The sequence below is a fragment of the Pseudoflavonifractor sp. MSJ-37 genome (assembly GCF_018917965.1).
Taxonomy (GTDB): domain Bacteria; phylum Bacillota; class Clostridia; order Oscillospirales; family Oscillospiraceae; genus Pseudoflavonifractor_A.
The window spans coordinates 495,007-519,645 of record NZ_JAHLPP010000001.1; the positions used below are offsets into that span (position 1 = coordinate 495,007).

At 63.6% G+C, this 24,639-nt stretch carries 19 protein-coding genes and 1 tRNA gene; 11 read left to right on the forward strand and 9 right to left on the reverse strand.

Annotation, left to right across the window (positions count from 1 at the left end; translation table 11 throughout):
* The first annotated feature begins 2 nt into the window (after positions 1–2).
* The 6 genes from KQI12_RS02285 to KQI12_RS02310 all read left to right on the forward strand — a co-directional run bounded on the left by KQI12_RS02285 (position 3) and on the right by KQI12_RS02310 (position 7,128).
* Entirely contained in the window at positions 3–1,130 is a 1,128-nt protein-coding gene (locus tag KQI12_RS02285; protein ID WP_216570292.1) for a DUF362 domain-containing protein, read from the forward strand.
* Positions 1,131–1,221: 91 nt separating this feature from the next.
* Entirely contained in the window at positions 1,222–1,872 is a 651-nt protein-coding gene (gene deoC / locus KQI12_RS02290) for a deoxyribose-phosphate aldolase (RefSeq protein WP_216570293.1), read from the forward strand.
* Between the two features lie 234 nt (positions 1,873–2,106).
* Positions 2,107–3,273: a BMP family protein gene (locus tag KQI12_RS02295; RefSeq protein ID WP_253290774.1), complete on the forward strand. Its 1,167-nt coding sequence runs from the start codon at positions 2,107–2,109 to the stop codon at positions 3,271–3,273.
* Positions 3,274–3,477: 204 nt separating this feature from the next.
* Positions 3,478–5,013, forward strand: coding sequence for an ABC transporter ATP-binding protein (locus KQI12_RS02300; protein ID WP_305849784.1), 1,536 nt, complete (start codon positions 3,478–3,480; stop codon positions 5,011–5,013).
* Complete coding sequence (locus KQI12_RS02305; protein ID WP_371817928.1) at positions 5,006–6,214, forward strand: ABC transporter permease; 1,209 nt, start codon at positions 5,006–5,008, stop codon at positions 6,212–6,214. The genes KQI12_RS02300 and KQI12_RS02305 overlap by 8 nt, the downstream gene beginning before the upstream one ends.
* Positions 6,214–7,128: an ABC transporter permease gene (locus KQI12_RS02310; RefSeq protein ID WP_216570294.1), complete on the forward strand. Its 915-nt coding sequence runs from the start codon at positions 6,214–6,216 to the stop codon at positions 7,126–7,128. The genes KQI12_RS02305 and KQI12_RS02310 overlap by 1 nt, the downstream gene beginning before the upstream one ends.
* Before the next feature lie 101 nt (positions 7,129–7,229).
* Here the strand turns inward: KQI12_RS02310 and KQI12_RS02315 are convergent, their stop codons facing one another.
* The 4 genes from KQI12_RS02315 to KQI12_RS02335 all read right to left on the reverse strand — a co-directional run bounded on the left by KQI12_RS02315 (position 7,230) and on the right by KQI12_RS02335 (position 12,995).
* A complete protein-coding gene (locus KQI12_RS02315) occupies positions 7,230–8,591 on the reverse strand; it encodes an MATE family efflux transporter (RefSeq protein ID WP_216570295.1) in 1,362 nt (453 codons plus the stop codon).
* Between the two features lie 140 nt (positions 8,592–8,731).
* Complete coding sequence (locus tag KQI12_RS02325; protein WP_253290775.1) at positions 8,732–11,581, reverse strand: heavy metal translocating P-type ATPase; 2,850 nt, start codon at positions 11,579–11,581, stop codon at positions 8,732–8,734.
* A gap of 39 nt (positions 11,582–11,620) precedes the next feature.
* A complete protein-coding gene (locus KQI12_RS02330) occupies positions 11,621–11,884 on the reverse strand; it encodes a metal-sensing transcriptional repressor (RefSeq protein ID WP_216570296.1) in 264 nt (87 codons plus the stop codon).
* A 175-nt stretch (positions 11,885–12,059) separates the two neighbouring features.
* Complete coding sequence (locus KQI12_RS02335; protein WP_216570297.1) at positions 12,060–12,995, reverse strand: alpha/beta hydrolase; 936 nt, start codon at positions 12,993–12,995, stop codon at positions 12,060–12,062.
* 165 nt (positions 12,996–13,160) lie between these two features.
* Here KQI12_RS02335 and pepT point away from each other — a divergent pair, with 165 nt between their 5' ends.
* Complete coding sequence (gene pepT / locus KQI12_RS02340; RefSeq protein ID WP_216570299.1) at positions 13,161–14,381, forward strand: peptidase T; 1,221 nt, start codon at positions 13,161–13,163, stop codon at positions 14,379–14,381.
* Between the two features lie 82 nt (positions 14,382–14,463).
* Here the strand turns inward: pepT and KQI12_RS02345 are convergent, their stop codons facing one another.
* Together KQI12_RS02345 and udp are read right to left on the reverse strand one after the other, a co-directional pair.
* Positions 14,464–14,985 (reverse strand): GNAT family N-acetyltransferase, encoded by a 522-nt coding sequence (locus tag KQI12_RS02345; protein WP_216570301.1) that lies wholly within the window; start codon positions 14,983–14,985, stop codon positions 14,464–14,466.
* Positions 14,986–15,020: 35 nt separating this feature from the next.
* Positions 15,021–15,797 (reverse strand): uridine phosphorylase, encoded by a 777-nt coding sequence (gene udp, locus KQI12_RS02350; RefSeq protein WP_216570303.1) that lies wholly within the window; start codon positions 15,795–15,797, stop codon positions 15,021–15,023.
* Positions 15,798–15,996: 199 nt separating this feature from the next.
* Between udp and KQI12_RS02355 the strand changes: the two genes are divergently transcribed.
* The 4 genes from KQI12_RS02355 to KQI12_RS02370 all read left to right on the forward strand — a co-directional run bounded on the left by KQI12_RS02355 (position 15,997) and on the right by KQI12_RS02370 (position 20,711).
* Positions 15,997–16,698, forward strand: a complete 702-nt coding sequence (locus KQI12_RS02355; protein ID WP_216570305.1) for a hypothetical protein — start codon at positions 15,997–15,999, stop codon at positions 16,696–16,698.
* 290 nt (positions 16,699–16,988) lie between these two features.
* The gene (locus tag KQI12_RS02360; RefSeq protein WP_216570307.1) at positions 16,989–19,118 is read left to right on the forward strand and encodes a sodium-translocating pyrophosphatase; all 2,130 of its coding nucleotides are present in this window, start codon (positions 16,989–16,991) and stop codon (positions 19,116–19,118) included.
* Positions 19,119–19,245: 127 nt separating this feature from the next.
* The gene (locus KQI12_RS02365) at positions 19,246–20,490 is read left to right on the forward strand and encodes an adenosylhomocysteinase (protein ID WP_216570309.1); all 1,245 of its coding nucleotides are present in this window, start codon (positions 19,246–19,248) and stop codon (positions 20,488–20,490) included.
* Between the two features lie 144 nt (positions 20,491–20,634).
* Positions 20,635–20,711, forward strand: a tRNA-Arg gene (locus KQI12_RS02370).
* A gap of 130 nt (positions 20,712–20,841) precedes the next feature.
* Here the strand turns inward: KQI12_RS02370 and KQI12_RS02375 are convergent.
* From KQI12_RS02375 to KQI12_RS02385, 3 genes are all read right to left on the reverse strand, one after another.
* Entirely contained in the window at positions 20,842–22,485 is a 1,644-nt protein-coding gene (locus KQI12_RS02375; protein ID WP_216570311.1) for a SulP family inorganic anion transporter, read from the reverse strand.
* A 342-nt stretch (positions 22,486–22,827) separates the two neighbouring features.
* Positions 22,828–23,883, reverse strand: coding sequence for a cell wall metabolism sensor histidine kinase WalK (locus KQI12_RS02380; RefSeq protein ID WP_216570313.1), 1,056 nt, complete (start codon positions 23,881–23,883; stop codon positions 22,828–22,830).
* A complete protein-coding gene (locus KQI12_RS02385) occupies positions 23,880–24,563 on the reverse strand; it encodes a response regulator transcription factor (RefSeq protein WP_216570315.1) in 684 nt (227 codons plus the stop codon). The genes KQI12_RS02380 and KQI12_RS02385 overlap by 4 nt, the downstream gene beginning before the upstream one ends.
* Between the last annotated feature and the right edge of the window lie 76 nt (positions 24,564–24,639).

The window sequence follows — 24,639 nt, forward strand, 5'->3', positions numbered from 1 at the left end:
CCATGGAAAAGGCCAAGGTATATTTCAGCGACCTGCGGACGAAGGAAGGGAACGGACTGCTCCAGAAGCTGGAGCGGCTGATCCGCGCCGCCGGGATCGGGGACATCGACTTCCACAAAAAGCTGGTGGCGATCAAGCTCCACTTCGGCGAGCCCGGCAACCTGTCCTTCCTGCGGCCCAACTACGCCAAGGTGGTGGCCGACGTGGTGAAGAGCCTGGGCGGCGTACCGTTCCTCACCGACTGCAACACTCTGTATGTGGGACGGCGGAAGAACGCGCTGGAGCATATGGACGCCGCCTATGAGAACGGCTTCTCGCCCTTCAGCACCGGATGCCAGATCATCATCGGCGACGGCCTCAAGGGCACCGACGATGTGGAGGTCCCCGTGGAGGGCGGCACCTATGTGACGCGGGCCAAGATCGGCCGGGCCATCATGGATGCCGACGTGTTCATCTCCCTGACCCATTTCAAGGGCCACGAGGCCACCGGCTTCGGCGGAACTTTGAAGAACATCGGCATGGGATGCGGCAGCCGGGCGGGCAAGATGGAACAGCACAACGCCGGCAAGCCTGAGGTCCGGGCCAAGAAGTGCGTGGGCTGTCACCAGTGTGTGAAGCAGTGCGGTCAGAACGCCATCTCCTACGGGGAGGACCGGAAGGCCGTCATCGATCCGGACAAATGCGTGGGTTGCGGCCGGTGCATCGGCGCCTGTAACTTCGACGCGATCGTCAATCGGAACAGCTGTGCCAACGACGAGCTCAATGCCAAGATCGCCGAGTACACCAAGGCCGTGGTGGCGGGCCGACCCCAGTTCCATATCAGCCTGGTGGTGGACGTGTCCCCCTTCTGCGACTGCCATGGGGAGAACGATGTGCCCATCCTGCCCGATGTTGGCATGTTCGCCTCCTTCGACCCGGTAGCTCTGGATCAGGCCTGTGCCGATGCCTGCATGGCCCAGCAGCCCATCCCCGGCTCCCGGCTGGACGAGAACATGCACGCCGAGGGGTTCTGCGACCACCACGACCACTTCATCAACAACTTCCCGGAGACGGACTGGAGGACCTGCCTCTCCCACGCGGAGGCGATCGGCATCGGCACCCGCTCCTACGAGCTGATCCGGGTGAAGTGACCCCGCCGGGAGACATTGACTTTCCCGGGAAACTGACGTATAGTGGAACACGCTGCCCGGCAGGACCGGGCCCAGAAAGGAATGGAACAGCATGGATATCGACCACATCCTCACCCTCTGCGACCATACGCTCCTGAAGCAGGAGGCCACTTGGGACCAGATCCGCACGATCTGTGATGACGGCAGAGCCTGCCGGTGCGCCTCTGTGTGCATCCCCGCTTCTTATGTGAAGCAGGCCTCCGACTATGTGGGTGACGGCCTGAAGATCTGCACGGTCATCGGCTTCCCCAACGGCTACTCCACCACCGCCGTGAAGGTGTTCGAGACCGAGGATGCCATCCGGAACGGTGCCGATGAGATCGACATGGTCATCAACGTGGGCTGGGTCAAGGATCAGCGCTGGGACGATCTGCTGGCCGAGATGAAAGCCATCAAGGCTTCCTGCCAGGGCCGGATCCTGAAGGTCATCGTAGAGGCCTGCCTCCTGACCGAGGCGGAGAAGATCAAGATGTGCCAGCTGGTCACTGAGGCCGGTGCGGACTACATCAAGACCTCCACCGGCTTCTCCACCGGCGGAGCCGCTGTGGCAGACGTGGCCCTGTTCAAGGCCCACATCGGCCCCGATGTGAAGATCAAAGCCGCCGGAGGCATCCACTCCTTCGAGGAGGCGCAGGCCATGATCGACGCCGGTGCCAGCCGCATCGGCGCCAGCGCGCTGGTGAAGCTGGTCAAGCAGGGCTGACTTTGGATCCGTGAACTTCACGGGAAATGAAATCAGGAAAAAAGAGGGCTTTTCTGGAAAAACAGAGAAGCTCTCTTTACTTCTGTAACATTTTATTAATGATATCACACAGAAATGAAAAATGAGGTTGCGCTTTCGACTGTCATGTTATATAATCAGGCTGTATATCGAGATCATCGGCACGCTTATCGCCGATGGGCATCCCCTCAGCATCAGAAAGGAAGGTAGATCACATTGAAGAACCTCAATAAGATCACTGCTCTGCTCCTGTCCGCCGGCATGGTCGGCAGCCTGGCCGCCTGCGGCGGCGGCAATGCCGCCCAGTCCGCGGCTCCCGCCGGTTCCGCCGCTCCCTCGGACGGCGGCGATGCCGCTGTCGTCTCCAAGGTGGCTCTGGTCACCGATGTGGGCACCATCGACGATGAGTCCTTCAATCAGGCCTGCTGGCAGGGCGTCGAGGAGTGGAGCAAGGCCAACGGTGTGGACTATACTTACTATCAGCCCACCGAGGACTCCACGGATGCCCGTCTGGTGTCCATCACCCAGGCGGTGAACGAGGGCGCCAACGTCATCGTCATGCCCGGCTACCTGTTCGGCGAGGCTCTGGCCACCGCGCAGGACCAGTTCCCCGATGTGAAGTTCATCGCTGTGGACGTGGGCTCCGGCGACCTGGGCACCGATGCCGCCGCCAACAGCGTCTGCATCACCTTCGCCGAGGAGCAGGCCGGCTATCTGGCCGGCTACGCCGCTGTGGCGGACGGCTACACCAAGCTGGGCTATCTGGGCGGCATGGCTGTGCCCGCTGTCCAGCGCTATGGCTACGGCTATGTGCAGGGCGCTGATGCCGCGGCGCAGGCTCTGGACAAGGACATCCAGATCAACTACACCTACGGCGGCCAGTTCTTCGGCGACGCCACCATCACCGCCAAGATGGAGGGCTGGTACCAGAACGGCACGGAGATCGTCTTCGCCTGCGGCGGCGGCATCTACACCTCTGCGGTCGAGGCCGCGGTCCAGTACGACGGCATGGTCATCGGCGTGGACGTGGACCAGCATCCCGTGGGCGAGGCCAAGAACGAGGATGGCTCTGCCAAGTACTCCTACAACCCCTTCCTGACCTCTGCCATGAAGGGCCTGCAGGCCACCACCGAGACCGCTCTGGACGACCTGAACAACGGCAACTGGGACAACTACGGCGGTAAATTCCTGACCATGTCTCTGGCCGAGGGCGACTATGTGGGTCTGCCCACCGATGACGCCTCCTGGTGCTTCAAGACCTTCACCAAGGACGAGTATCAGACCCTGGTGGACGGCATCAAGGACGGCAGCATCGCCATCAGCAACGACATCTCCGCCATGCCTCAGGTGTCCGAGCACACCACCGTCAACGAGATCGGCTAAACAGCTGGCCGAACGGGCTCTAACAGTGCGTTAGCGCAGGGGCGCATCGTCTCAAGCGGACGGTGCGCCCCTTTTTATGTCCAGATGGTGGATCATCGTGAAAAAGAAGGTTCCCATTTTGAAACGGATAGTATATAATAACAGGAGACAGCCAGCCATGGGACAGCCAGCGGCCCTATGGACAAAAGCGGAGGAAGTGATCCTTTGGACGAATATGTCATCGAAATGCTCCACATCACGAAGGAATTTCCGGGCATCAAGGCCAATGATGATGTGACGCTGCAGTTGAAGAAGGGCGAGATCCATGCCCTCCTGGGGGAGAACGGCGCCGGCAAATCCACCCTGATGAGCGTCCTCTTCGGCCTCTATCAGCCGGAGAAGGGCACCATCAAGAAGAACGGCAAGGTCGTGGAGATCCGCAACCCCAACGACGCCAACGACCTGCATATCGGCATGGTCCATCAGCACTTCAAGCTGGTGGAGGTGTTCTCTGTCCTGGACAACATCATCCTGGGCGTGGAGCCCTGCAAGGGCGGCATCCTCCAGAAAGCGGAGGCCCGCAAAAAGCTGGTGGAGCTCTCTGAGCGCTACGGCCTGAAGGTGGACCCTGACGCCAAGATCGAGGATATCTCCGTGGGCATGCAGCAGCGGGTCGAGATCCTGAAGATGCTCTACCGGGACAATGAGATCCTGATCTTCGACGAGCCCACCGCCGTCCTGACCCCTCAGGAGATCGACGAGCTCATGGAGATCATGCGGAGCTTCGCCAAAGAGGGGAAGAGCATCCTCTTCATCACCCATAAGCTCAACGAGATCATGGCGGTGGCCGACCGGTGTACCGTCCTGCGCAAGGGCAAGTACATGGGCACCGTCGACATCGCGGACACCACGAAGGAGGAGCTGTCCCGGATGATGGTGGGCCGCAATGTGGAGTTCTCCGTCCATAAGGAGCCGGCCAAGCCCGGTGACGTGATCCTGGACGTGGAGCACGTCACCGTGCCCTCCAAGCTCCATAAGAACGACGCGGTGAAGGACGTGTCCTTCCAGGTCCGGGCGGGCGAGATCGTCTGCCTGGCCGGCATCGAGGGCAACGGCCAGACTGAGCTGGTCTACGCCCTGACCGGTCTGGTCCAGCAGAGCGGCGGTACGTTCCGGCTCTGCGGCAAGGACATCAGCAGGGCCAGTGTCCGGGAGCGCTCCAAGAGCGGCATGAGCCACATCCCCGAGGACCGGCACAAGCACGGCCTGGTGCTGGACTACACGCTGGAGGAGAACCTGGTGCTCCAGCGCTACTGGGAGCCGGAGTTCCAGCACGGCGGCTTCATCCGGTCCGGCCCTGTGCGGGAGTATGCCGACCGCCTGATCGGCCAGTACGACATCCGCTCCGGACAGGGGCCGGTGACGGTGGTCCGCTCCATGTCGGGCGGCAACCAGCAGAAGGCCATCATCGCCCGTGAGATCGACAAGGACCCGGATCTGCTGGTGGCGGTCCAGCCCACCCGCGGTCTGGACGTGGGCGCCATCGAGTACATCCACCGCCAGATCGTGGCCGAGCGGGACAAGGGCAAGGCCGTCCTGCTGGTCTCGCTGGAGCTGGACGAGGTCATGGACCTGTCCGACCGGATCCTGGTCATGTACGAGGGCGAGATCGTGGGCGAGTTCGACCCCAAGCAGACCAACGTGCAGGAGCTGGGCCTCTATATGGCCGGCGCACGGAAGGAGGACACCGATCGTGAGTGAGAACAAAAAGACCCTGCGCGCCAAGCGGGGGAGCGGGATGGCTCTGCTGGCCTCTCTGCTGTGCATCCTGATCGGTCTGGTCATCGGCTTCCTCTGCCTGGTGATCCTGAGCTGGGTGAACGCGGCCAAGGGCGGGGACGCCGTGGACTTCGGCGCGGTCCTGTCCAATGCCTGGAGCTCCGGCTTCAAGCCCATCCTCATGGGCGGCTTCTTCATGCGGCCCATCGGCATCGGCCGTGAGATCGCCTCCGCCGCGCCCCTGATCATGACGGGCCTCTCAGTCGGCTTCGCCTTCAAGACCGGCCTGTTCAACATCGGCGCCGCCGGACAGTACACCGTGGGCGCCTTCGGCGCGATCTTTGCGGCCTCCATGCTCCATCTGCCCTGGTGGGCCTGCCTGATCTGTTCCGCCCTGTTCGGCGCGGTCTGGGGCGCGATCCCCGGCCTGTTCAAGGCGTACCTGAACATCAACGAGGTCATCACCGCCATCATGTTCAACTGGATCGGCCTGTATGCCGTCAACACCATCATGTACGGCGGCGGCTCCAGCCCCATGTATGACGTCAAGACCACCAAGACTTGGTCTCTCCGCAACACCTTCCCGGACGCGGTGATCCCCGACTTCGGCCTGGGCACCTTCTTCAAGAACCGCTCCACGACCATCGCCATCTTCTTGGCCATCCTGGTGGCGGTGATCGTCTACATCGTGGTGGACAAGACCACCTTCGGCTATGAACTGAAGGCCTGCGGCATCAACAAGGACGCCGCCAAGTATGCCGGCATCAACGAGAAACGGAACATCGTCCTCTCCATGGTCATCGCCGGCGCTCTGGCGGGCTTCGGTGCGGGCCTGTACTATCTGTCCGGCGTGGCGGAGTGGTCTCCCATGAACTCCACCGCCCTGCCGGGCATCGGCTTCGACGGCATCTCCGTGGCCCTGCTGGCCTCCTCGAACCCGATCGGCATCATCTTCTCCGCGCTGTTCATCTCTCACATCAGCACGGGCGGCGGCTTCATGAACGCCAGCGTCTTCCCGCCTGAGGTGGCCGACGTGATCTCCGGCGTCATCATCTATCTGTGCGCCTTCGCCCTGCTCTTCCGTGGCGCTCTGGGCCGTGTGTTCAAGAGCAAGGACGACACCAATGTGAACGCGGAGCCCGCGCCTGCGGCTGCGGAGCCGAAAAAGGAGGGTGAGGCGTAATGCTGCTTCTGATTAAATATACCCTGCTGTACACCATGGTCCTGATGCTGGTGGCCCTGGGCGGCATGTTCTCAGAGCACTCCGGCATCATCAACATCGCTCTGGAGGGCATCATGGTGGTGGGCGGCCTGGCCGGCATCATCGCCATGAAGGTCTTGGGCGGCAGTCCCGCCGCGGTGGTGGTGATCCTGTCCGTGCTGATCGCCGGCCTGTCCGGCATGATCTACGCCTGCCTGCTGGCGTTCGCCTCGGTGAACCTGAAGGCAGACCAGACCATCGGCGGCACCGCCCTGAACGTGCTGGCCACGGCGCTGGCCATGGTCATCGCCAAGCAGGTCAACGGCAGTCAGTCCGCCAAGCTGGACTACTCCAACAGCGCCTTCCTGTTCAAGATCGGCCCTCTGGACGTGAGCATCTTCCTGGTCCTGGGTCTGGCCATCCTCGTGGCGTCCTATGTGGTGCTGTACAAGACCCGCTTCGGCCTGCGTCTGTGTGCCTGCGGTGAGCATCCTCAGGCGGCGGACTCTGTGGGCATCAACGTCTACAAGATGCGCTGGGCCGGCGTCATCATCTCCGGTGTGCTGGGCGGACTGGGCGGCTTCGCCTACATCGTGCCCTCCGTGCAGAGCTGGAACTTCGAGGTCGGCGTGGCCGGTATGGGCTTCCTGGCCCTGGCCGTCATGATCTTCGGCCAGTGGAAGCCCCACCGGATCTTCCTGGCGGCGATTTTCTTCGCCTTCTTCCGCGCCCTGGCCAACATCGCGGACTCCACGTTCCTGTCCGTGCTGGCCTGGCCCAAGGAGGTCTACAACATGATGCCCTTCATCGCCTCCATGGTGATCCTGGCCTTCACCTCCAAGAACTCCCGTGCCCCCAAGGCCGAGGGCATCCCCTACGACAAGGGTCAGCGCTGAGCGCCGGCCCCCATCCAGATCGAAAAGCGATCCCCCATCCGGAAGCTCCGGATGGGGGATCGCTTCGTCTATTCGTCTATGGGATCGTTCGGCCGATCCAGTCAGATGAGCTGGATCTTCTTCCAGCCGCCCCGGCAGAAGCGGATCACGAAGACCAGGGAGCGGACGCCCCAGTCGATGATCATGGCGATCCACACGCCCAGAAGGCCCATGCTGAAGCCCCAGCTACAGGAGAGGACATAGCTGAAGGCGATGCGGAACAGGAACATAGACATCAGAGACACCGCCATGGTGAACACGGCGTCGCCGGCGGCCCGCAGGGCATTGGGGAGCGTGAAGGCCAGGGGCCAGATCAGGAGGTAGAACACCATGCACCAGCGCAGGCACAGAGCGGCCATCGCGGCGGCCTCCGGAGTGAGCTGGAAGATGGAGCAGACCTGCTCGGAAAACAGGAACATGAGGACGGACATGGTGCCCATGGCGGCGTAGACGATGCCCACCAGACGCCAAGCGTAGGAGACGGCCTGCTCTGGCTGACGGGCGCCCATGCACTGTCCCACCACGGTGATCATGGCCAGGCCGACTGCCTGACCGGGGACGCAGACCACGCCGGCGACGCTGTTGGCGATGGCGTTGGCGGCCACAGCGTTGGTCCCGAAGGTGGTGATCAGGCTGAGCACCACCAGCTTGCCCGCCTGGAAGAGGCCGTTCTCCAGACCGTTGGGGATGCCGATGGTGAGGATCCGGCCCACCATGTCCCGCCGGATCCGGACCTGGAACAAGCCCTCGATCTTCAGCAGATTGTCGTGGTGCTGGAGGAGGTAGAGGATGAACACCGCCGCCACGATCCGGGAGACCAGCGTGCCGATGCCCGCGCCCAGCGCGCCCATATGACAGCCGTAGATGAGCGCCGCGTTCACCGCCACGTTGACCAGGTTCACGATCAGGGAGTTGAACATGGACACCTTGCTGTTGCCCATGGAGCGGAACAGGGCGGCTCCGGCATTGTAGAGGGAGATGAAGGGGTAGGCCATGGCTGTGGCCAGGAAGTAGACCAGAGCGCTGTCCATGACATCGGACTCGATGTTGCCGAACAGGAGGGAGAGGATGTGCTGACGGAAGCACAGGGCTCCGGCCATGAGCACCAGCGCCAGACCGAACACCGTGTAGAGGAGCTGCTTGGCGGCGGTGCGGGCGTCCTCTACGTCCTGCCGTCCCAGATACTGAGAGCAGATCACCGCGCCGCCGGTGGAGAGGGCGGAGAAGATCTGGATGATGAGCTGGTTGATGTTGTCCACCAGCGAGACGCCGGAGACGGCGGCCTGTCCGGCGGTGGTCACCATGACGGTGTCCATCATGCCCACGCTCATGAGCAGGAACTGCTCGATCACCAGCGGGACGATCAGCCGGGTCAGGGCCTCCCGGCGGAACAGGGGCCGGGGAGCGGTCACGGAATCGGCCATGGGGATACCTCCTTCATATGGATGGGATAAGCATTTGTTCATTATAGCACAGGCTGGGAGACTGACAAGATGCGATCTGCCCAAAGACAGCTGAAACGCCGCCGGATCAGAGGTCCGGCGGCGTTTCGGGGGAGTGGGGATCAGGCGATGCTGGTGACCTGATACCCGGCGTCCGTGACGGCCTTGGTGAGCGCCTCATCGGACACGGAGGAGGAGAGCTGGACCGTGGCGGACTTGCCCTCCAGATCCATGGTCACGGCGGAGACGCCGTCGATGGCGGAGAGGGCCTTCTCCACCCGTCCGGTGCAGTGAGAGCACATCATGCCCTCGATGATCAGCTTCTTGGTCATAGAGGATCCTTCCTTTCCTTGGGCTCCGGGCACGAGGCTCCGGATGCCGGTGACTTCATAGCCCGCGTCGGTGACGGCCCTGGTGAGGACCTCATCGGACACAGGAGCGGACAGCCGGACCGCGGCGGACTTGTGTTCCAAGTCTACGGTCACGGCGGAGACGCCGTCGATGGCGGAGAGAGCCTTCTCCACCCGCCCGGTGCAGTGGGCGCACATCATGCCCTCGATGGACAGGAGACGGCCGGGGGCCTCTCCAGCTGCGGCAGGAGCCGCGGGGGAGGCGGAGACGGGCTGGCGGGGCACGGCCGTGTGGACGGCGGGCGTGGAGGTCCCCGCGGAGGCCTCCGGCAGCTTGGGCTGGAAGAGGCGCAGGCGCAGGGCGTTGGTGACCACGCACACAGAGCTCATGCTCATGGCGGCGGAGGCGAACATGGGGTTGAGCATCACGTGGATCAGGGGATACCACACGCCGGCCGCCAGAGGGATGCCGATCACGTTGTAGAAGAAGGCCCAGAACAGGTTCTGCTTGATGTTGCGGATCACGGCCTTGGAGAGCTGGACGGCGGAGACCGCGTCCATCAGGTCGCTCTTCATGAGCACGATGTCGGCGGACTCGATGGCCACATCGGTGCCGGCGCCGATGGCCAGGCCCACATCGGCCCGGGCCAGGGCGGGAGCGTCGTTGATGCCGTCGCCTACCATGGCGACCCGCTTGCCCTGGCTCTGGAGCGCGGCGATCTGCCGCTCCTTGTCCTGAGGCAGGACCTGGGCGATGATGTCATCTACGCCGAGGCCCTTGCCGACCGCTTGGGCAGTGCGCTCATTGTCGCCGGTGAGCATGACCACCCGGATGCCCAGGGCGTGGAACCCGGCCACCGCGGCGGCGCTGGTGGGCTTGGCGGTGTCAGCCACGGCGATGATGCCCATGAGGGCCCCGTCCTTAGCGAAGAACAGTGGGGTCTTGCCCTGCTGGGCCAGCGCGTCGGCCCGGGCTTCCGCGTCGGCCAGGGGGACGCCGGACTCCGAGAGGAGCGCCGTGTTGCCCGCCAGGAACCGGGCGCCCTGGATGTCGCCCCGGATGCCCTTGCCGTGGATGGCGGAGAAGTCGGTGACGGGGGCCAGCGGGATGCCGGACTCCTCGGCGGCGGAGACGATAGCGGAGGCCAGCGGGTGCTCCGAGGGCTTCTCCAGCGAAGCGGCCACGCAGAGGAGTTCCGCCTCTTCGGTACCGTTCAGCGGGATCAGGTCGGTGACGCGGGGCTTGCCCTCGGTGAGGGTGCCGGTCTTGTCCAGCACCACGGTGTCGATGGTGTGGAGGGTCTCCAGCGCCTCGGCGGACTTGATGAGGATGCCGTTCTCAGCGCCCTTTCCGGTGCCGACCATGATGGCGACCGGGGTGGCCAGGCCAAGCGCGCAGGGGCAGGAGATCACCAGCACGGCCACGCCGGCGGTGAGGGCCCGGCCCGGGTCGCCGGTGACCACGGTCCACACGGCGGCAGTGACCAGGGCGATGCAGATGACGGTGGGGACGAACACGCCGGCCACCCGGTCGGCCAGCTTGGCGATGGGGGCTTTGGAGGCGGAGGCCTCCTCCACCAGACGGATCATCTGGGCCAGGGTGGTGTCCTCGCCCACCCGGGTGGCCTCGAAGGTGAAGGTGCCGGACTTGTTGATGGAGGCGGCGGCCACCTTGGACCCGGCGGATTTCTCCACCGGGATCGGCTCGCCGGTGAGGGCGGACTCATCCACGGAGGACCAGCCGTCCACCACCACACCGTCCACAGGGATGCGGCCGCCGGGCCTGACCACGATCTGGTCGCCTACGGCCACCTCGTCCACGGGGACCTCCACCTCCTGGCCGTCCCGGAGGACGGTGGCGGTCTTGGGAGCCAGGTCCATCAGACGGGAGATCGCCTCGCCGGTCTTGCCCCGGGAACGGGTCTCCAGATACTTGCCCAGAGTGATGAGGGTGAGGATCATGCCGGCGGACTCGAAGTACAGGTCCATAGACCACTTCATGACCCGGGCGTGGTCCATCTCGCCGTCGATCATGTGTCCAAGGCCGAACGCGATCTGATAGAGGGCCACCAGACCGTAGACCACGGCGGCGGTGGAGCCCAGCGCGATCAGAGAGTCCATATTGGGGGCCCGGTGCCACAGGGTCTTGAAGCCCACCTTGTAATACTTGTCGTTCACATACATGATCGGCAGGACCAGCAGGAACTGGGTGAGGGCGAAGATCATCGCGTTGTCCATCCCCAGGAAGATGGGGGGGAGGGGCCAGCCCATCATGTGGCCCATGGACAGGTAGAACAGGGGGATCAGGAAGCAGAAGGAGAAGATGAGCCGGAACTTCATGTGCTTCAGCTCTTCAGCCATGGCCTCGGAGGCGGCTTTCTGCCCGGCCTGGGGGTCCGCCTTGGCGGCGGCGCCGGGGAGGGACGCGCCGTAGCCCGACTCGGTGACGGCGTGGATGATGCCGCTGGGCTGGACCACGGACTCGTCGTAGTCCACCAGCATGGAGTTGGTCATCAGGCTGACGCTGACGGAGGAGACGCCCTCCACCTTGCGGACGGCCTTTTCCACATGGGCGGAGCAGGCGGTACACGTCATGCCGGTGACGTTGAACTTTTGTCTCATAGAGACCTCATGTCCTTTCGTGGAAAGATACGGTCAGGATCACTTCAATATCCTGCCCAATGTATCGACGAATTCGTCGATCTTCTGCTGACGTTCCTGATCGTTGGCGGCGTGCTTGACGCAGTGCTCCAGATGGGCGGTCAGGATCTCCTTGTTGACCCGGTCCAGCATGGCCTCGACGGCCATGACCTGGGTGGAGATGTCGATGCAGTAGCGGTCCTCCTCCACCATGCGGACGATCCCATCCAACTGGCCGCGGGCGGTCTTGAGCAGGCGCAGGATCTTGTCATGGTCTGCCATCATAGGGCAGTCCTCCTTTTTGAAACTCCAAACGATTCTCAATACCCCCCGGGGGGGAGGGGTATAGATGGATGATAGCATGACGGGACCGAGATGTCAACCGGAAGTTTCCGAGCAGGGAAATAAAAAGTCCCCGCGGACCCGGTGAGAGGATCCGCGGGGACGGGAGAAGGACGGTTCAGGCGGGGAGATGCTGTTCCAGCCAGGCGAGCACGTCGGCGTAGACCTGCTCCTTGTTGAGTTCCTGGAGCATCTCGTGGCGGCCGCCGGGGTAGAGGAGGACGGTCACGTCCTCCACACCGGCCTCCCGGAAGAGGCGGGCGGCCCTGCGCACGCCCCGGCCCCGGCCGCCCACCGGGTCCTGGTCCCCGGAGAGGAAGAGGATCGGCGTGTGGGGATCCATCCGGGCGATCCGGGCGGGGGAGGAGAGGAAGCGGATGCCGCCCAGCATATCCCGGAACATCCCGACCGTGGGGACGAACTGGCAGAGCGGGTCGGCATTGTAGGCCTCCACCGCATCCGGGTCCCGGCTGAGCCAGGTGTTGGGAGTATGGTCGGGCCGGAATTGGGCGTTGTAGGCGCCCAGAGACAGAGCGGTCACCAGACCGCTCCGGCTGCCGGTGCCCCGGAGGGCGCTGAGCAGGCCGGAGAGCCCCCGGCCGAAGTCCACCAGCAGAGCGTTCTCCTGCCCGGTGCCGGAGAGGATGCATCCGTCCACGAAGCCCGGCCAGCGGATCAGGCAGGTCCGGGCCACGAAGGAGCCCATGGAGTGGCCCAGCAGGAAGTGGGGGAGACCGGGATACCGGGCCTCGATCCGCTTGGACAGGAGGCGGGTGTCCAGAGCCAGATGGTCCCAGCCGTCCCTGGGGCCGAAGGAGCCGTACTCCTCCGGGCCGGAGGCGGTATGGCCGTGGCCCAGGTGGTCGTGTCCGAACACGGCGAAGCCGTGCTCCGTCAGCCAGCGGGCGAAGGGGGCGTACCGCCCCATATGCTCGGAGATGCCGTGGACCAGCTGGACCGTGGCACGAGGAGCCGTCTCCGGCAGCCAGGCCCGGCACTGGATCATGTGGACGCCGTCACTGGAACGGAAGGAGTCGGTCTGGAAGATCGGCATAGCACTGTCACTCCTTTTGTGATATAATAAAAGACAGGACTGCGGCCGCGGACGGCGGCCATGCGGGACAAGATATAGGAACATGCCGGCCGGAGACGGATCCCGTCCCAGTCGGATGGGCCCAGGGACATCGCCAGGGCCAGGACCCGAAAGGAAGTGCGGCATATGGATGTGATCGAACGCTTTTTGAAGTATATCTCCTATGATACCCAGTCAGACGAGGACAGCGGTACTGTTCCCACCACGGAGAAGCAGAGGCTCCTGGGACAGGAGCTGGCGGCGGAGCTGTCCCAGATGGGGCTCCAGAACGCCCATATGACGGAGCAGGGCTATGTCTACGCTTGGCTCCCCGCCACGCCCGGCTGTGAGGGCATCCCCTGCATGGGCCTCATCGCCCACATGGACACCTCTCCCGATGCCTCCGGGGCCGGAGTCAAGGCCCGGATCGTCCGCTACGAGGGGGGCGATATCGTCCTCGATGAGGAGCAGGGCATCGTCATGCGGGCCGCAGAGTTCGAGAGCCTGTCCAAATATGTGGGGAAGGACCTGATCGTCACCGACGGCACCACATTGTTGGGGGCGGACGATAAGGCCGGCGTGGCCGAGATCGTCTCCGCCATGGCCCATCTGGCCGCCCATCCGGAGATCCCACACGGCCGCATCGCCGTGGGCTTCACCCCGGACGAGGAGGTGGGGGCCGGAGCTGACCACTTCGATATCGAGGGCTTCGGCGCGGCGGTGGCCTACACGGTGGACGGCGGCGAGCTGGGCGAGCTGGAATATGAGAACTTCAATGCCGCTGGGGCCAGGGTGATCGTCCACGGCGTGAACATCCACCCCGGCTCCGCCAAGAACAAGATGAAGAACGCCCTGCTGATCGGCCACGAGTTCGTCTCCCTCCTGCCCGCGGCGGAGACCCCCGCCCACACGGAGGGCTATGAGGGCTTCTATCATCTGAGCGATATGGCGGGCAATGAGACCCGGACGGAGCTCCGCTATATCATCCGGGACCATGACCGGGCCCGGTTCGAGGCCCGGAAGGCCGTGATGGAGCGGAACGCCGCCTACCTGAACGACAAGTACGGCGCGGGCACTGTGGAGCTGGAGCTCCGGGACCAGTATTACAATATGCGGGAGAAGATCGAGCCCCATATGTACCTGATCCTCAAGGCCCGGGCGGCCATGGAGGACTGCGGCGTCACACCGGTGGAGGTGCCCATCCGGGGCGGCACCGACGGCGCCCGGCTGTCCTACGAGGGCCTGCCCTGTCCCAACCTCTGCACCGGCGGCGTGAACTTCCACGGCGTCTATGAATATATCCCCACCTACGCGCTGGAGAAGATGGTGGAGGTCCTGGTCCGTCTGGTCACCGCCGAGCGGGCCTGACCCGGCCGCCGCATACGCATATCGGGATAGAACGAAGGCCCGCCGCTGGACAGCTCGTCCGCGGCGGGCCTTTTCGTCCGGATCAGCCGATCGCCTTCTCGAAGCAGACCAGAGTCTCATCGATCACGCCCTCGAAGCGGAAGGGGGCGCTGCCGGCCAGATGATAGCCCAGCTTCTCATAGAACTTCTTGGCGGGCTCGTTGTGCTCCCAGGTATCCAGTCGGACCGCCTTGCAGCCCATGCCGGCGGCCAGGCCCTCGGCGAAGGCGACGAAGCTCCGTCCAAGGCCGCGGCCGGCGATCACCGGGTGGACCACCAACGTGTGGATCACCAGCACCTGGTTTTTCCGGGCAGGGATGGTCCAGGGGATCTTGGCGTACTCCGGGGGCTGGATCTGATCCAAGTTGGCGGCGGCGGCCACGTCGCCGCCCTGGATGTCCACATAGAAGGTCCCGGCTTTCCCGGCCTTCACCGCCGTCTCCCGGGTGGGATAGAGGCCCCGTTTCCAATTGGTGCAGACAGTGCCCTGCTCCTCCCGGCGGAGGATGGCGTCATAGATATCGACCACGCTGTCGAGGTCGCTGGGGATGGCTTTGCGGATCATTGGAAACACTTCCTTCGTAATGTCTGGATGGGGGTTCAGCCTCTGGCCTTAGCCCGATCGGCCAGGATCAGCTTCTTCACGGCCTCGATGCCCACGTCCAGAGCGGCGGTCAGGTCATGACTCTCCTCCTGATCCAGACCGGCTTTCTCCCGCTCCTGGTTCCAGATCACGTGGAAGCAGGAGCCGCACCGGACGCCCAGGGCGGCAGCGCAGCAGAAGAGGGCGGCGGACTCCATCTCGGAGGCCAGGACGCCCAGCCGTTTCCAGGCCTCCCACTTGTGCAGGAGCTCATAGGACACGGGCATCCGGTCGGGATCGTGCTGGCCGTAGAAGGAGTCCTTGCACTGGACCACGCCGGCGTGCCAGGGCTTGCCCAGGTCTTTGGCGGCGGCCACCAGGGCATCCTGGACCTCATAGTCGGACACGGCGGGGAACTCGATGGGAGCGTACTCCCGGCTGGCGCCCTCATGGCGGACGGCGCCGGTGGCGATGACCACATCGTCGCTCTTCACCTTCAGGGCGATGCCGCCGCAGGTGCCCACCCGGATGAAGGTGTCCGCGCCGATCTTATGGAGCTCCTCCATGGCGATGACGGCGGAGGGGCCGCCGATGCCGGTGGAGCAGACACTGACCTTCTCACCCAGGAGGGTGCCGGTATAGGTGGTGTACTCCCGGTTGGACTGGACCTTCACGGGATCGTCGAAATAGGCGGCGATCTTCTCACACCGGCCCGGATCGCCGGGCAGGAGGCAGTACCGGCCTACATCGCCGGGACCGCACTGGATATGGAACTGCAGTTCATGCTCATGCATACTGGTTCACCTCATAGTCATGATATCGGAACGCTCCGGTATACCTCTATTATAATGCGGGCGGGGCGAAGCCGCAAGCCCGGAAAGTGAGGGGGCCGGATGCGCTCCGCTCAGATCGTAACCGATTTGTTGTTGCATCAGCGGGTATTTTCCGATAAAATAGCGCAGTCCAGAAGCAAATATGAGACGAGGTGTCCTGATGAAGAAAACAGCCGTCCTGATGGGCCTGTCAGCACTGTGCTGCTGTATCGGGATCGGACTGCTCACCCTCGGCGGCTTCTCCTTCGGAGCGGCTGCCCCCACCCGGAACACGATGCGCACCGCCGCGGCGACGGTGTTGACCAGCCGTGGGACCACTGCGGTCCGGGCCGTATCCCGCCCCAAGCTGGACGTGGAGGACGACGGGCTTCTGCTGGAGCAGGGACAGGCCGTCCTGACCGCGCTGGCAGAGGAGGACTTCTCCGCGCTGAGCCGCATGGTCCATCCCGCCCGGGGCGTGACGTGTACGCCCTACTCGACAGTGGATCCGGAGCATGACCTGTGCTTCCTGCCCGACCAGATCGCTAGGGCGGAGAAGGACGAGAGCGTCTATCTCTGGGGCTTCCGTGCCGGGAACGGCGGGGAGATCGGCCTGACCATCCCCGACTATTTCCGGCAGTATGTGTACGATGCCGACTATCTTCATGCCCCGGAGCAGTCGGTGGATGAAGTGCGTTCCTCCGGCAACGCGCTGGAGAACGTGGGCGAGGTCTTTGCCGGAGACCGGTTCATCGAGTACTATTTCCCAGGCATCGACCCGGGACGGGGCCAGTTCGACTGGTGCGCCCTCAAGCTGGTGTTCGCGCCCTATGGAGAGCGATGGTATCTGGTGGGCCTGATCCACAGCGAGTGGGTCGCCTGAGCGTACCGTGCTGAAGGACGGAGCGCTGTCTTCCTGTTCATCCCTTGCGTACGAACAGGCGGATGGCGCTCCCCTTTTTTTGCCAAAACGCTGGTGAGAATTGAATAAAAAGCGACAGAAAAAGCGGGAAAAACTATTCAAAAGGTAAAAATAAACTGCGAGGTATTATAAAAATGAAGGAAGAGGTTGCAAATCATGGGATAGATGCGATAGAATCATACGGTCCGAGGAAACGGAGACGGTCATCCTGCTGTCTCCCGGGAGGATCAATGAAATAAGGAGATGGGAAAATGAACAACGCACAGAACTTTTTCTGGATCGGGGCGTTGGGCGCGGCAATCGCGCTCCTCTTCGCGCTGATCCAGAGCCGGAAGGTGCTCCGGTTTTCTGAGGGCACGGAACTGATGCAGAAGATCGCGTCCTCGATCCGCAAGGGCGCCAACGCTTACCTGAAGCGCCAGTACACCACCGTGGCCAAGATCTTCGTGGTGGTGTTCGTGGTGCTGATCGTCTTGGTGGCCAGCCATCAGCTGGACAACTGGTTCATCCCCTTCGCGTTCCTGACCGGCGGCTGCTGGTCCGCTCTGGCGGGCTTCGTCGGCATGAAGATCGCCACCTCTTCCAATGCCCGTACCGCCCACGCAGCGCACGAGAGCCTGGACCGGGGCCTGAACGTGGCCTTTTCCTCCGGCGCGGTCATGGGCTTCACTGTGGTGGGCCTGGGCCTGCTGGACGTGTCCATCTGGTTCCACATCCTGCGCTATGTGGCCGGCTATGATGCCGTGAAGATCGCTCAGACCATGGTCATGTTCGGCATGGGCGCCTCCTTCATGGCGCTGTTCGCCCGTGTGGGCGGCGGCATCTTCACTAAGGCCGCCGACGTGGGCGCCGACCTGGTAGGCAAGGTGGAGGCCGGCATCCCTGAGGATGACCCCCGCAACCCTGCCACCATCGCAGACAACGTGGGCGACAACGTGGGCGACGTGGCCGGCATGGGCGCTGACCTGTACGAGTCCTATGTGGGCTCCATCCTGGCCACCTTCGCGCTGGGCGCCTCCGCCTATGCCGCGGACGGCCTGAGCTGGAACGCCATGCTCCTGCCCCTGTCCATCGCCGTGGTGGGCGTGATCTGCTCCGTGCTGGGCACCTTCCTGATCCGCACCAAAGAGGGCGCCACTCAGCGCGACCTGCTGGGCACCCTGCGGAAGGGCACCTACACGGCTGCCGCTCTGGCCGCCATCCTGGCCGCTCCGCTGACCTATATCATCCTCGACGGCCGGATGGGCGTCTATGTGGCCATCCTGGCCGGCCTGATCGCCGGCTGTGCCATCGGCTACTTCACCGAGTACTACACCTCTGACACCTACAAGCCCACTCAGGAGCTGGCCGATTCCACCGAGACCGGCGCCGCCACCACCATCATCGGCGGCATCTCTCTTGGCATGAAGTCCACCGCCGCTCCCGTGATCATCGTGGGCGTGGCCATCATCGTCTCCTTCCTGGCCGCCGGCGGCTCCCTGTCCACCTCTTCCGACGGCTATGCGGAGCTCTTCAACAAGGGCCTGTACGGCATCGGCATCGCCGCGGTGGGCATGCTGTCCACCCTGGGCATCACTCTGGCCACCGACGCCTATGGCCCCGTGGCCGACAACGCCGGCGGCATCGCCGAGATGAGCGGCCTGGGCGAAGAGGTCCGGGACCGCACCGACGCGCTGGACTCTCTGGGCAACACCACTGCCGCCACCGGAAAGGGCTTCGCCATCGGCTCCGCCGCCCTGACTGCTCTGGCTCTCCTCGTGTCCTATGTGGACGTGGTGAAGGGCAAGGTGGACGGCGCGATCGACCTGTCCCTGACCAACCCCGCCGTCCTGGTGGGCATCTTCGTGGGCGCCATGCTCACCTTCATCTTCGCCGCCCTGACCATGAGCGGCGTCCAGCGTGCTGCCGAGTCCATCGTGGTGGAGGTCCGCCGCCAGTTCCGCGAGATCGCCGGCATCATGGAGGGCAAGACCGATCCCGACTATGCCTCCTGCGTAGACCTGTGTACCCGCGGCGCTCTGCATGAGATGGTGGCCCCCTCTCTGCTGGCCATCGTGGTGCCCATCGTCACCGGCTGCGTCCTGGGCGTGGAGGGCGTCGTGGGCCTGCTGGGCGGCGTGACCGTCACCGGCTTCGCCATGGCCGTGTTCATGTCCAATGCCGGCGGCGCCTGGGACAACGCCAAGAAGTATATCGAGTCCGGCAAGCACGGCGGCAAGGGCTCTGACTGCCACAAGGCCGCCGTCATCGGCGACACCGTGGGCGATCCCTTCAAGGACACCTCCGGTCCTTCCCTGAATATCCTGATCAAGCTGGTGTCCACGGTCTCCATCGTGTTCTCCGGTCTGGTCCTGACCGTCAGCCAGTTCTTCCTGGGCTGATCTCACGGTCGAGCATCATGCTCCTGCCCCGCGGGCCGTTTTCGGTCCGCGGGGTTTTCTTTTGACGGAAACTCTGCTATAATGCGGAACGATGACGCTTTATATCTGATCTAGGAGGTACATCCCCATGAGCATCGTGAAAGATATGGCCCTGGCCGAGTCCGGCCGTCGGAAGATCCGGTGGGTGCGGGACTTCATGCCCGCCTTGGGCGGGATCGAGGCCCGCTTCGAGCGGGAGAAGCCCTTCGCCGGACTGCGGGTGGCGGTGTCCGTCCATCTGGAGGCCAAGACGGCCAACCTGGGCTATGTGCTCCAGAAGGGCGGCGCGGAGGTGCGGCTCACCGGCTCCAACCCCCTGTCCACTCAGGATGACGTGGCGGCCGGCCTGGCCTCCATGGGCGTGGAGACCTTCGGCATCCACGGGGCCTCCGCGGAGGAGTATGAGTCCCACCTGATCGAGACGCTGAGCTTCAAGCCCCATCTGGTGGTGGACGACGGCGGCGACCTGATCCACCTGCTGGGCGGCAAGTGCGCGGAGCTGGGCGCGGACCTGATCGGCGGCTGTGAGGAGACCACCACCGGCATCCTGCGCCTCCGGGCCCGGGAGCGGGAGGGCATCCTGCCCTGTGCCATGATGGCGGTGAACGACGCCAAAGCCAAGCACTATTACGACAACAAGTACGGCACCGGCCAGTCCGTGTGGGACGCCATCATGCACACGACCAACCTGGTGGTGGCCGGAAAGACCGTGGTGGTGGCCGGATACGGCTGGTGCGGCAAGGGCGTGGCTATGCGGGCCAGCGGCATGGGCGCCAACGTGATCGTCACGGAGGTGGACCCCTTCAAGGCGCTGGATGCCACCATGAACGGCTTCCGGGTCATGACGATGGACGAGGCCGCCCCTCTTGGCGACGTGTTCGTCACCGTCACCGGCTGCAAGGACGTGATCGTGGCCCGCCACTTCGAGAAGATGAAGGACAACGCGATCCTCACCAACGCGGGCCACTTCGACTGCGAGGTGGACGTGGCCGCTCTGGCGGACATGGCGGTGGAGCAGGAGCTGCGCCGGGAGTCCATCGTGGGCTATAAGCTCCCCAACGGCCGCACTCTGAACGTGATCGGCGAGGGCCGTCTGGTGAACCTGGCCGCCGGGAACGGCCACCCGGCGGAGATCATGGATATGTCCTTCTCTGTGCAGGCGCTGGCGCTGGAGTGGCTGGTGAAGCATAAGGACGAACTGGTGAAGAAGGTCTATCAGGTCCCGGACTCCATCGATGACGAGATCGGCCGGGTGAAGCTGGCCGCCATGGGCCTCCACATCGACGCGCTCACGGATGAGCAGAAAGAGTACCTCAACGGCTGGAAGGCCTGATCGGGCCTCCGTATCCATCCCGTCCCCGGTCCAAGGCCGGGGACGGGGCAAAAATCAAAGAATTTGGAAAAAAGGACTTGCATTTTGGGAGAAAGCGTGTTATCATAAATGAGCTGTCAGCGATGACCCATCGTGAGGCGGTATGCGGCTGTAGCTCAGCTGGATAGAGTGTTTGGCTACGAACCAAAAGGTCGGGGGTTCGAATCCCTTCAGCCGTACCAGGAACACCACAACGATCCGTTGTGGTGTTCCTTTTTGCTTCAATGTACGGATCCATATCTCCAGGCGGTAAAACGCGAGGCCGGCTCATCCAGAGCCGGCCTCGCGTTTTACATTTCATACCGCTGTGGTCTAGAGGAGGATCTCCTCATCCAGCAGGTCCAGGATCGCCTGGTCAGCGCTCCAGTAGTAAGCGCCCTCGCCCAGCAGATCAGTGATGCCGGCCCGGTCGAAATAGGCGCGCACAGAGTCCGCCATACCGCAGAAGGCGATGGTGCGGCCCGCGGCCTTCAAAGACTGGCACAGCTCCAGCAGGGCCTGGACGCCGGAGACATCCACACTGGGCATGCCCCGCAGGGAGAGGACCACATGATTGTAGCTGGGCATCTCCGCCATGCGGCGGTTGAACTCGTCCACCGCGCCGAAGAACAGGGGACCGGTCACATAGGCCACGCCGGCAGTCTCCAGGATGGGAGGCTTGCCCTCTACGGAGCGGAGCTTGTTGGCGTCGATCGCGGAGAAGTTCACATGGATCTGGCTGGAGTGGGCCATGTAAAGGATGGCGGAATAGACCACACCCAGAAGGATGGCCACCGTCAGGTCGAACACCACGGTGGCGATCATGGTGACCAGGAACTGGCTGATGCCGGATTTGAAGCGGCGGGAGAAGATATAGCGGATGCCGGACCAGTCGTTCATGCGCCATGCGGTGACCATCAGCACCCCGGCCAGAGCGGACAGGGGGAGACGGGCCATGACCCCGCCCAGCAGGAACATGGAGGCCAGCAGGAACAGAGAGTGGAACACGCTGGTGAGGCGGGTCTGCTGGCCGGACTTCACCGCTACGCTGGTACGGGCGATGGCCGCGGTAGCGGGCACACCGCCGAACAGGGGCAGGAGGATGTTGCCCACGCCCTGGGCGATCAGCTCCTGGTCGGCATCGAAGGACTCGCCCTTCATGCGGGAGGCGGAGGCGCCGCACAGCAGGCTCTCGATCATGCCCAGAGCGGCGATGGTGACGATGGGAGAGGCCAGGTCTTTCAGCATACCGAGGTCCAGACCGCTCAGGGACAGACGGTCCGAGAGCAGGAGGGTGCGGGGGATGTCGCCCACTACGGCCAGACCGTCCATGCCTGCCGCCACGGAGACGATGGTGGCGATGATGATGCCCACCAAGGAGCCGGGCACTCGGGCCCCCCACTTCTTGGGCCAAAGGACCATGACCGCTACCACCAGCAGGCCGATGAGCACGGCTTGGAGGTCCGGATGGAAGCCCAGGCGGGCGTAGGAGGCCAGCTTCTCCAGATTGGAGCTGCCCTCGGACACGGTGCCGAAGAAGTTGTCGATCTGGCCCATGGCGATGATGATGGCGATGCCGGAGGTGAAGCCCATGATGACCGGCATGGGGATGAAGGAGATGAGCCGGCCCAGCTTGAAGACGCCGGCCAGGAGCATCAGGATGCCGGCGGCGAAGCAGGCGAAGAACACGCCCTGGAGCCCGTAGGCGGCGACGATGCCCACCAGCACGGCGCTCATGGCGCCGGTGGGACCGGAGATCTGGAAAGACGCGCCGCCCAAGACGGCGATCACGATGCCCGCGATGATGGCGGTGACCAGACCGGACGCCGCGCTGGCGCCCGAAGAGACGCCGAAGGCCAGTGCCAGAGGCAGAGCCACCGCACAGACGGTCAGTCCGGCCATCATGTCGTTGATGAGCTTGCCGGCATCGTAGCCTGAGAATTCCTGTTTCAGGCTCTTGAAGAATTTGGATATCATGGGACCCCTCCTGGATCAAAATATACCCTTCCACTATATCATGAGAAAGAACGGAGCGCAAATAGAGGATGATCCGGAATTTGATGCGGTCCCGGTATCGATGGGCTTTCTTTTGCACAAAAGTGGCTGGAAATAGGAGAGAAGGGTAAGAGAAGCGTTACAGGAGGGGACAGGCACGGCGAAAAATATATCGATATATGGGCGTCAGACGATCGAACTGTCAAAAAGATAAAACTGGACAGATCTGATCCAGCCTGCCGAAAAAGTCGTTTCTTCCGGTCGAACGAGTTCGATACGTTGGAGCCGTGAGAGTTCGTCTCCCATGGCTTCCCGGCGTTTTTCCTAGGCGGTCCGGGGCAGATAGACCGTGAAGGTGCTGCCTTGGTCCTCGATGCTGGTCAGCTCGATGCGGCCGCCGCAGAGCGCTACGATCCGGTGGACGATGGACAGGCCCAGACCCAGACCGCCGGCATGGTCCGGGTCCCCCTGATAATACTTGTCGAACACATGGGCCTGGACCTCCGGGGACATGCCCACGCCGTTGTCCGAGATGCTGACGGCCAGCTCATCTCCGACCGCCGTGAGGGACACCGAGATCTCGCCGCCCTGGGGGGTATACTTCACGGCGTTGCTCAGGAGATTGATCCAGATCTGCCGCATGAGCTCCTCATTGCCGTGATAGCGGGCGGGGGCCAGGTCCGCCGTGAAGGAGATGCCCTTTTCCTCCCAGGCGTGAGAGAAGAGGATCGCGCAGCGCTTCACCTGCTCGTCCAGCGGGAAGTCCGTCTTTTCCGAGATGCAGTGCTGGGACTCCACCTTGGAGAGGAGCAGGGTGCTGCTAGTCAGGTCGGCCAGCCGGGTGGACTCCGCCAGGATGATCTGGAGGTATTCCTGCCGCTCCTCCTCCGAACAGCCCGGCTCCAGCAGAAGCTCCGTGAAGCCCTTCACGGCGGTGATGGGAGTCTTGAACTCGTGGGAGAAGTCGTTGATGAAGTCGTTCCGCAGGGTCTGGACGCTCTGGAGCTCCTCCGCCATCTTGTTGAAGTCGGCGAAGGCGGGGGCCAGGGGACCGCCCTCGTCCTCGTCCAGCCGCACGGAGAAGTCGCCGTCGGCCACGGACCGCAGGCCGTCGCTCAAGAGCGTCTGGAACCGGTGGATCCGCTTGTTGCCGAGATAGGACACCACACCTACGAAGAGGATCAGCGGGACGAGGATCCAAAAGGCCCGGACGTGCTCCACATGGATGCCCTCCCGGTCCAGACGGCGGACCGCCATGTCGATGAGCATATAGAGCACGATGGACTCGGTGGCGAAGGCGATGGACATGATCCCGATCCACATGGTCAGGGTGTGGGCGTGCCAGCGGCGGCTGTGCCTGCCCTTGGGGGAATGGCTCATAGACGCTCCTCCTTCTGGAGCTCAGCCTTGTAGCCCAGCCCCTTGATGGTGACGATGCGGAAGTCCTGGATGTCCCGGAGTTTGTTGCGCAGGCGGCTGATGTGGGTCTTGACCGTGTCCTCGCCGCTCTCCGAGTCATAGCCCCAGATGTCGTCCAGAAGCTGGTTCCGGGTGAAGATCTGGCCGGGATAGGAGAGGAGCTTATAGAGGAGGCCGAACTCCTTGGGCGGGAGTTCCAGGGTCTGGCCCCCGCAGGTGACGGTGTGAGTATCAGAGTCCAGCGTGGTGTCCCCGGCTACGATCTTCCGCTCGTTGGCGATGTGGGCCCGGCGGAGGAGGGCGTCCACCCGCCAGATCAGCTCCTCATAATTCACGGGCTTGGTCATATAGTCGTCGATGCCGGAGGAGAAGCCCTCCCGCTTGTCCTCGAAGGACTGCTTGGCGGTCAGCAGGAGCACTGGGATCCCGTTGCCGTCGGCCCGCAGAGTCTTGACCAGCGTGTAGCCGTCCATCCGGGGCATCATCACATCGGCGATGATCAGGTCCACCGGCCTGTGGGCTAGCACCTCCATGGCCTCCACGCCGTCGCGGGCGCAGAGGATCGTGAAGCGGTCCCGCAGGCGGGCGCTGGTGAGCATCCGCATGGTCCTTTCGTCTTCGACCAGAAGGATCGTGGCCATATATCCGCTCCCCCTTTCTTGCAAGTGACGCAAAGATGCGCTATCATCATAATGATAACAAATGTTAGCAGGTTTG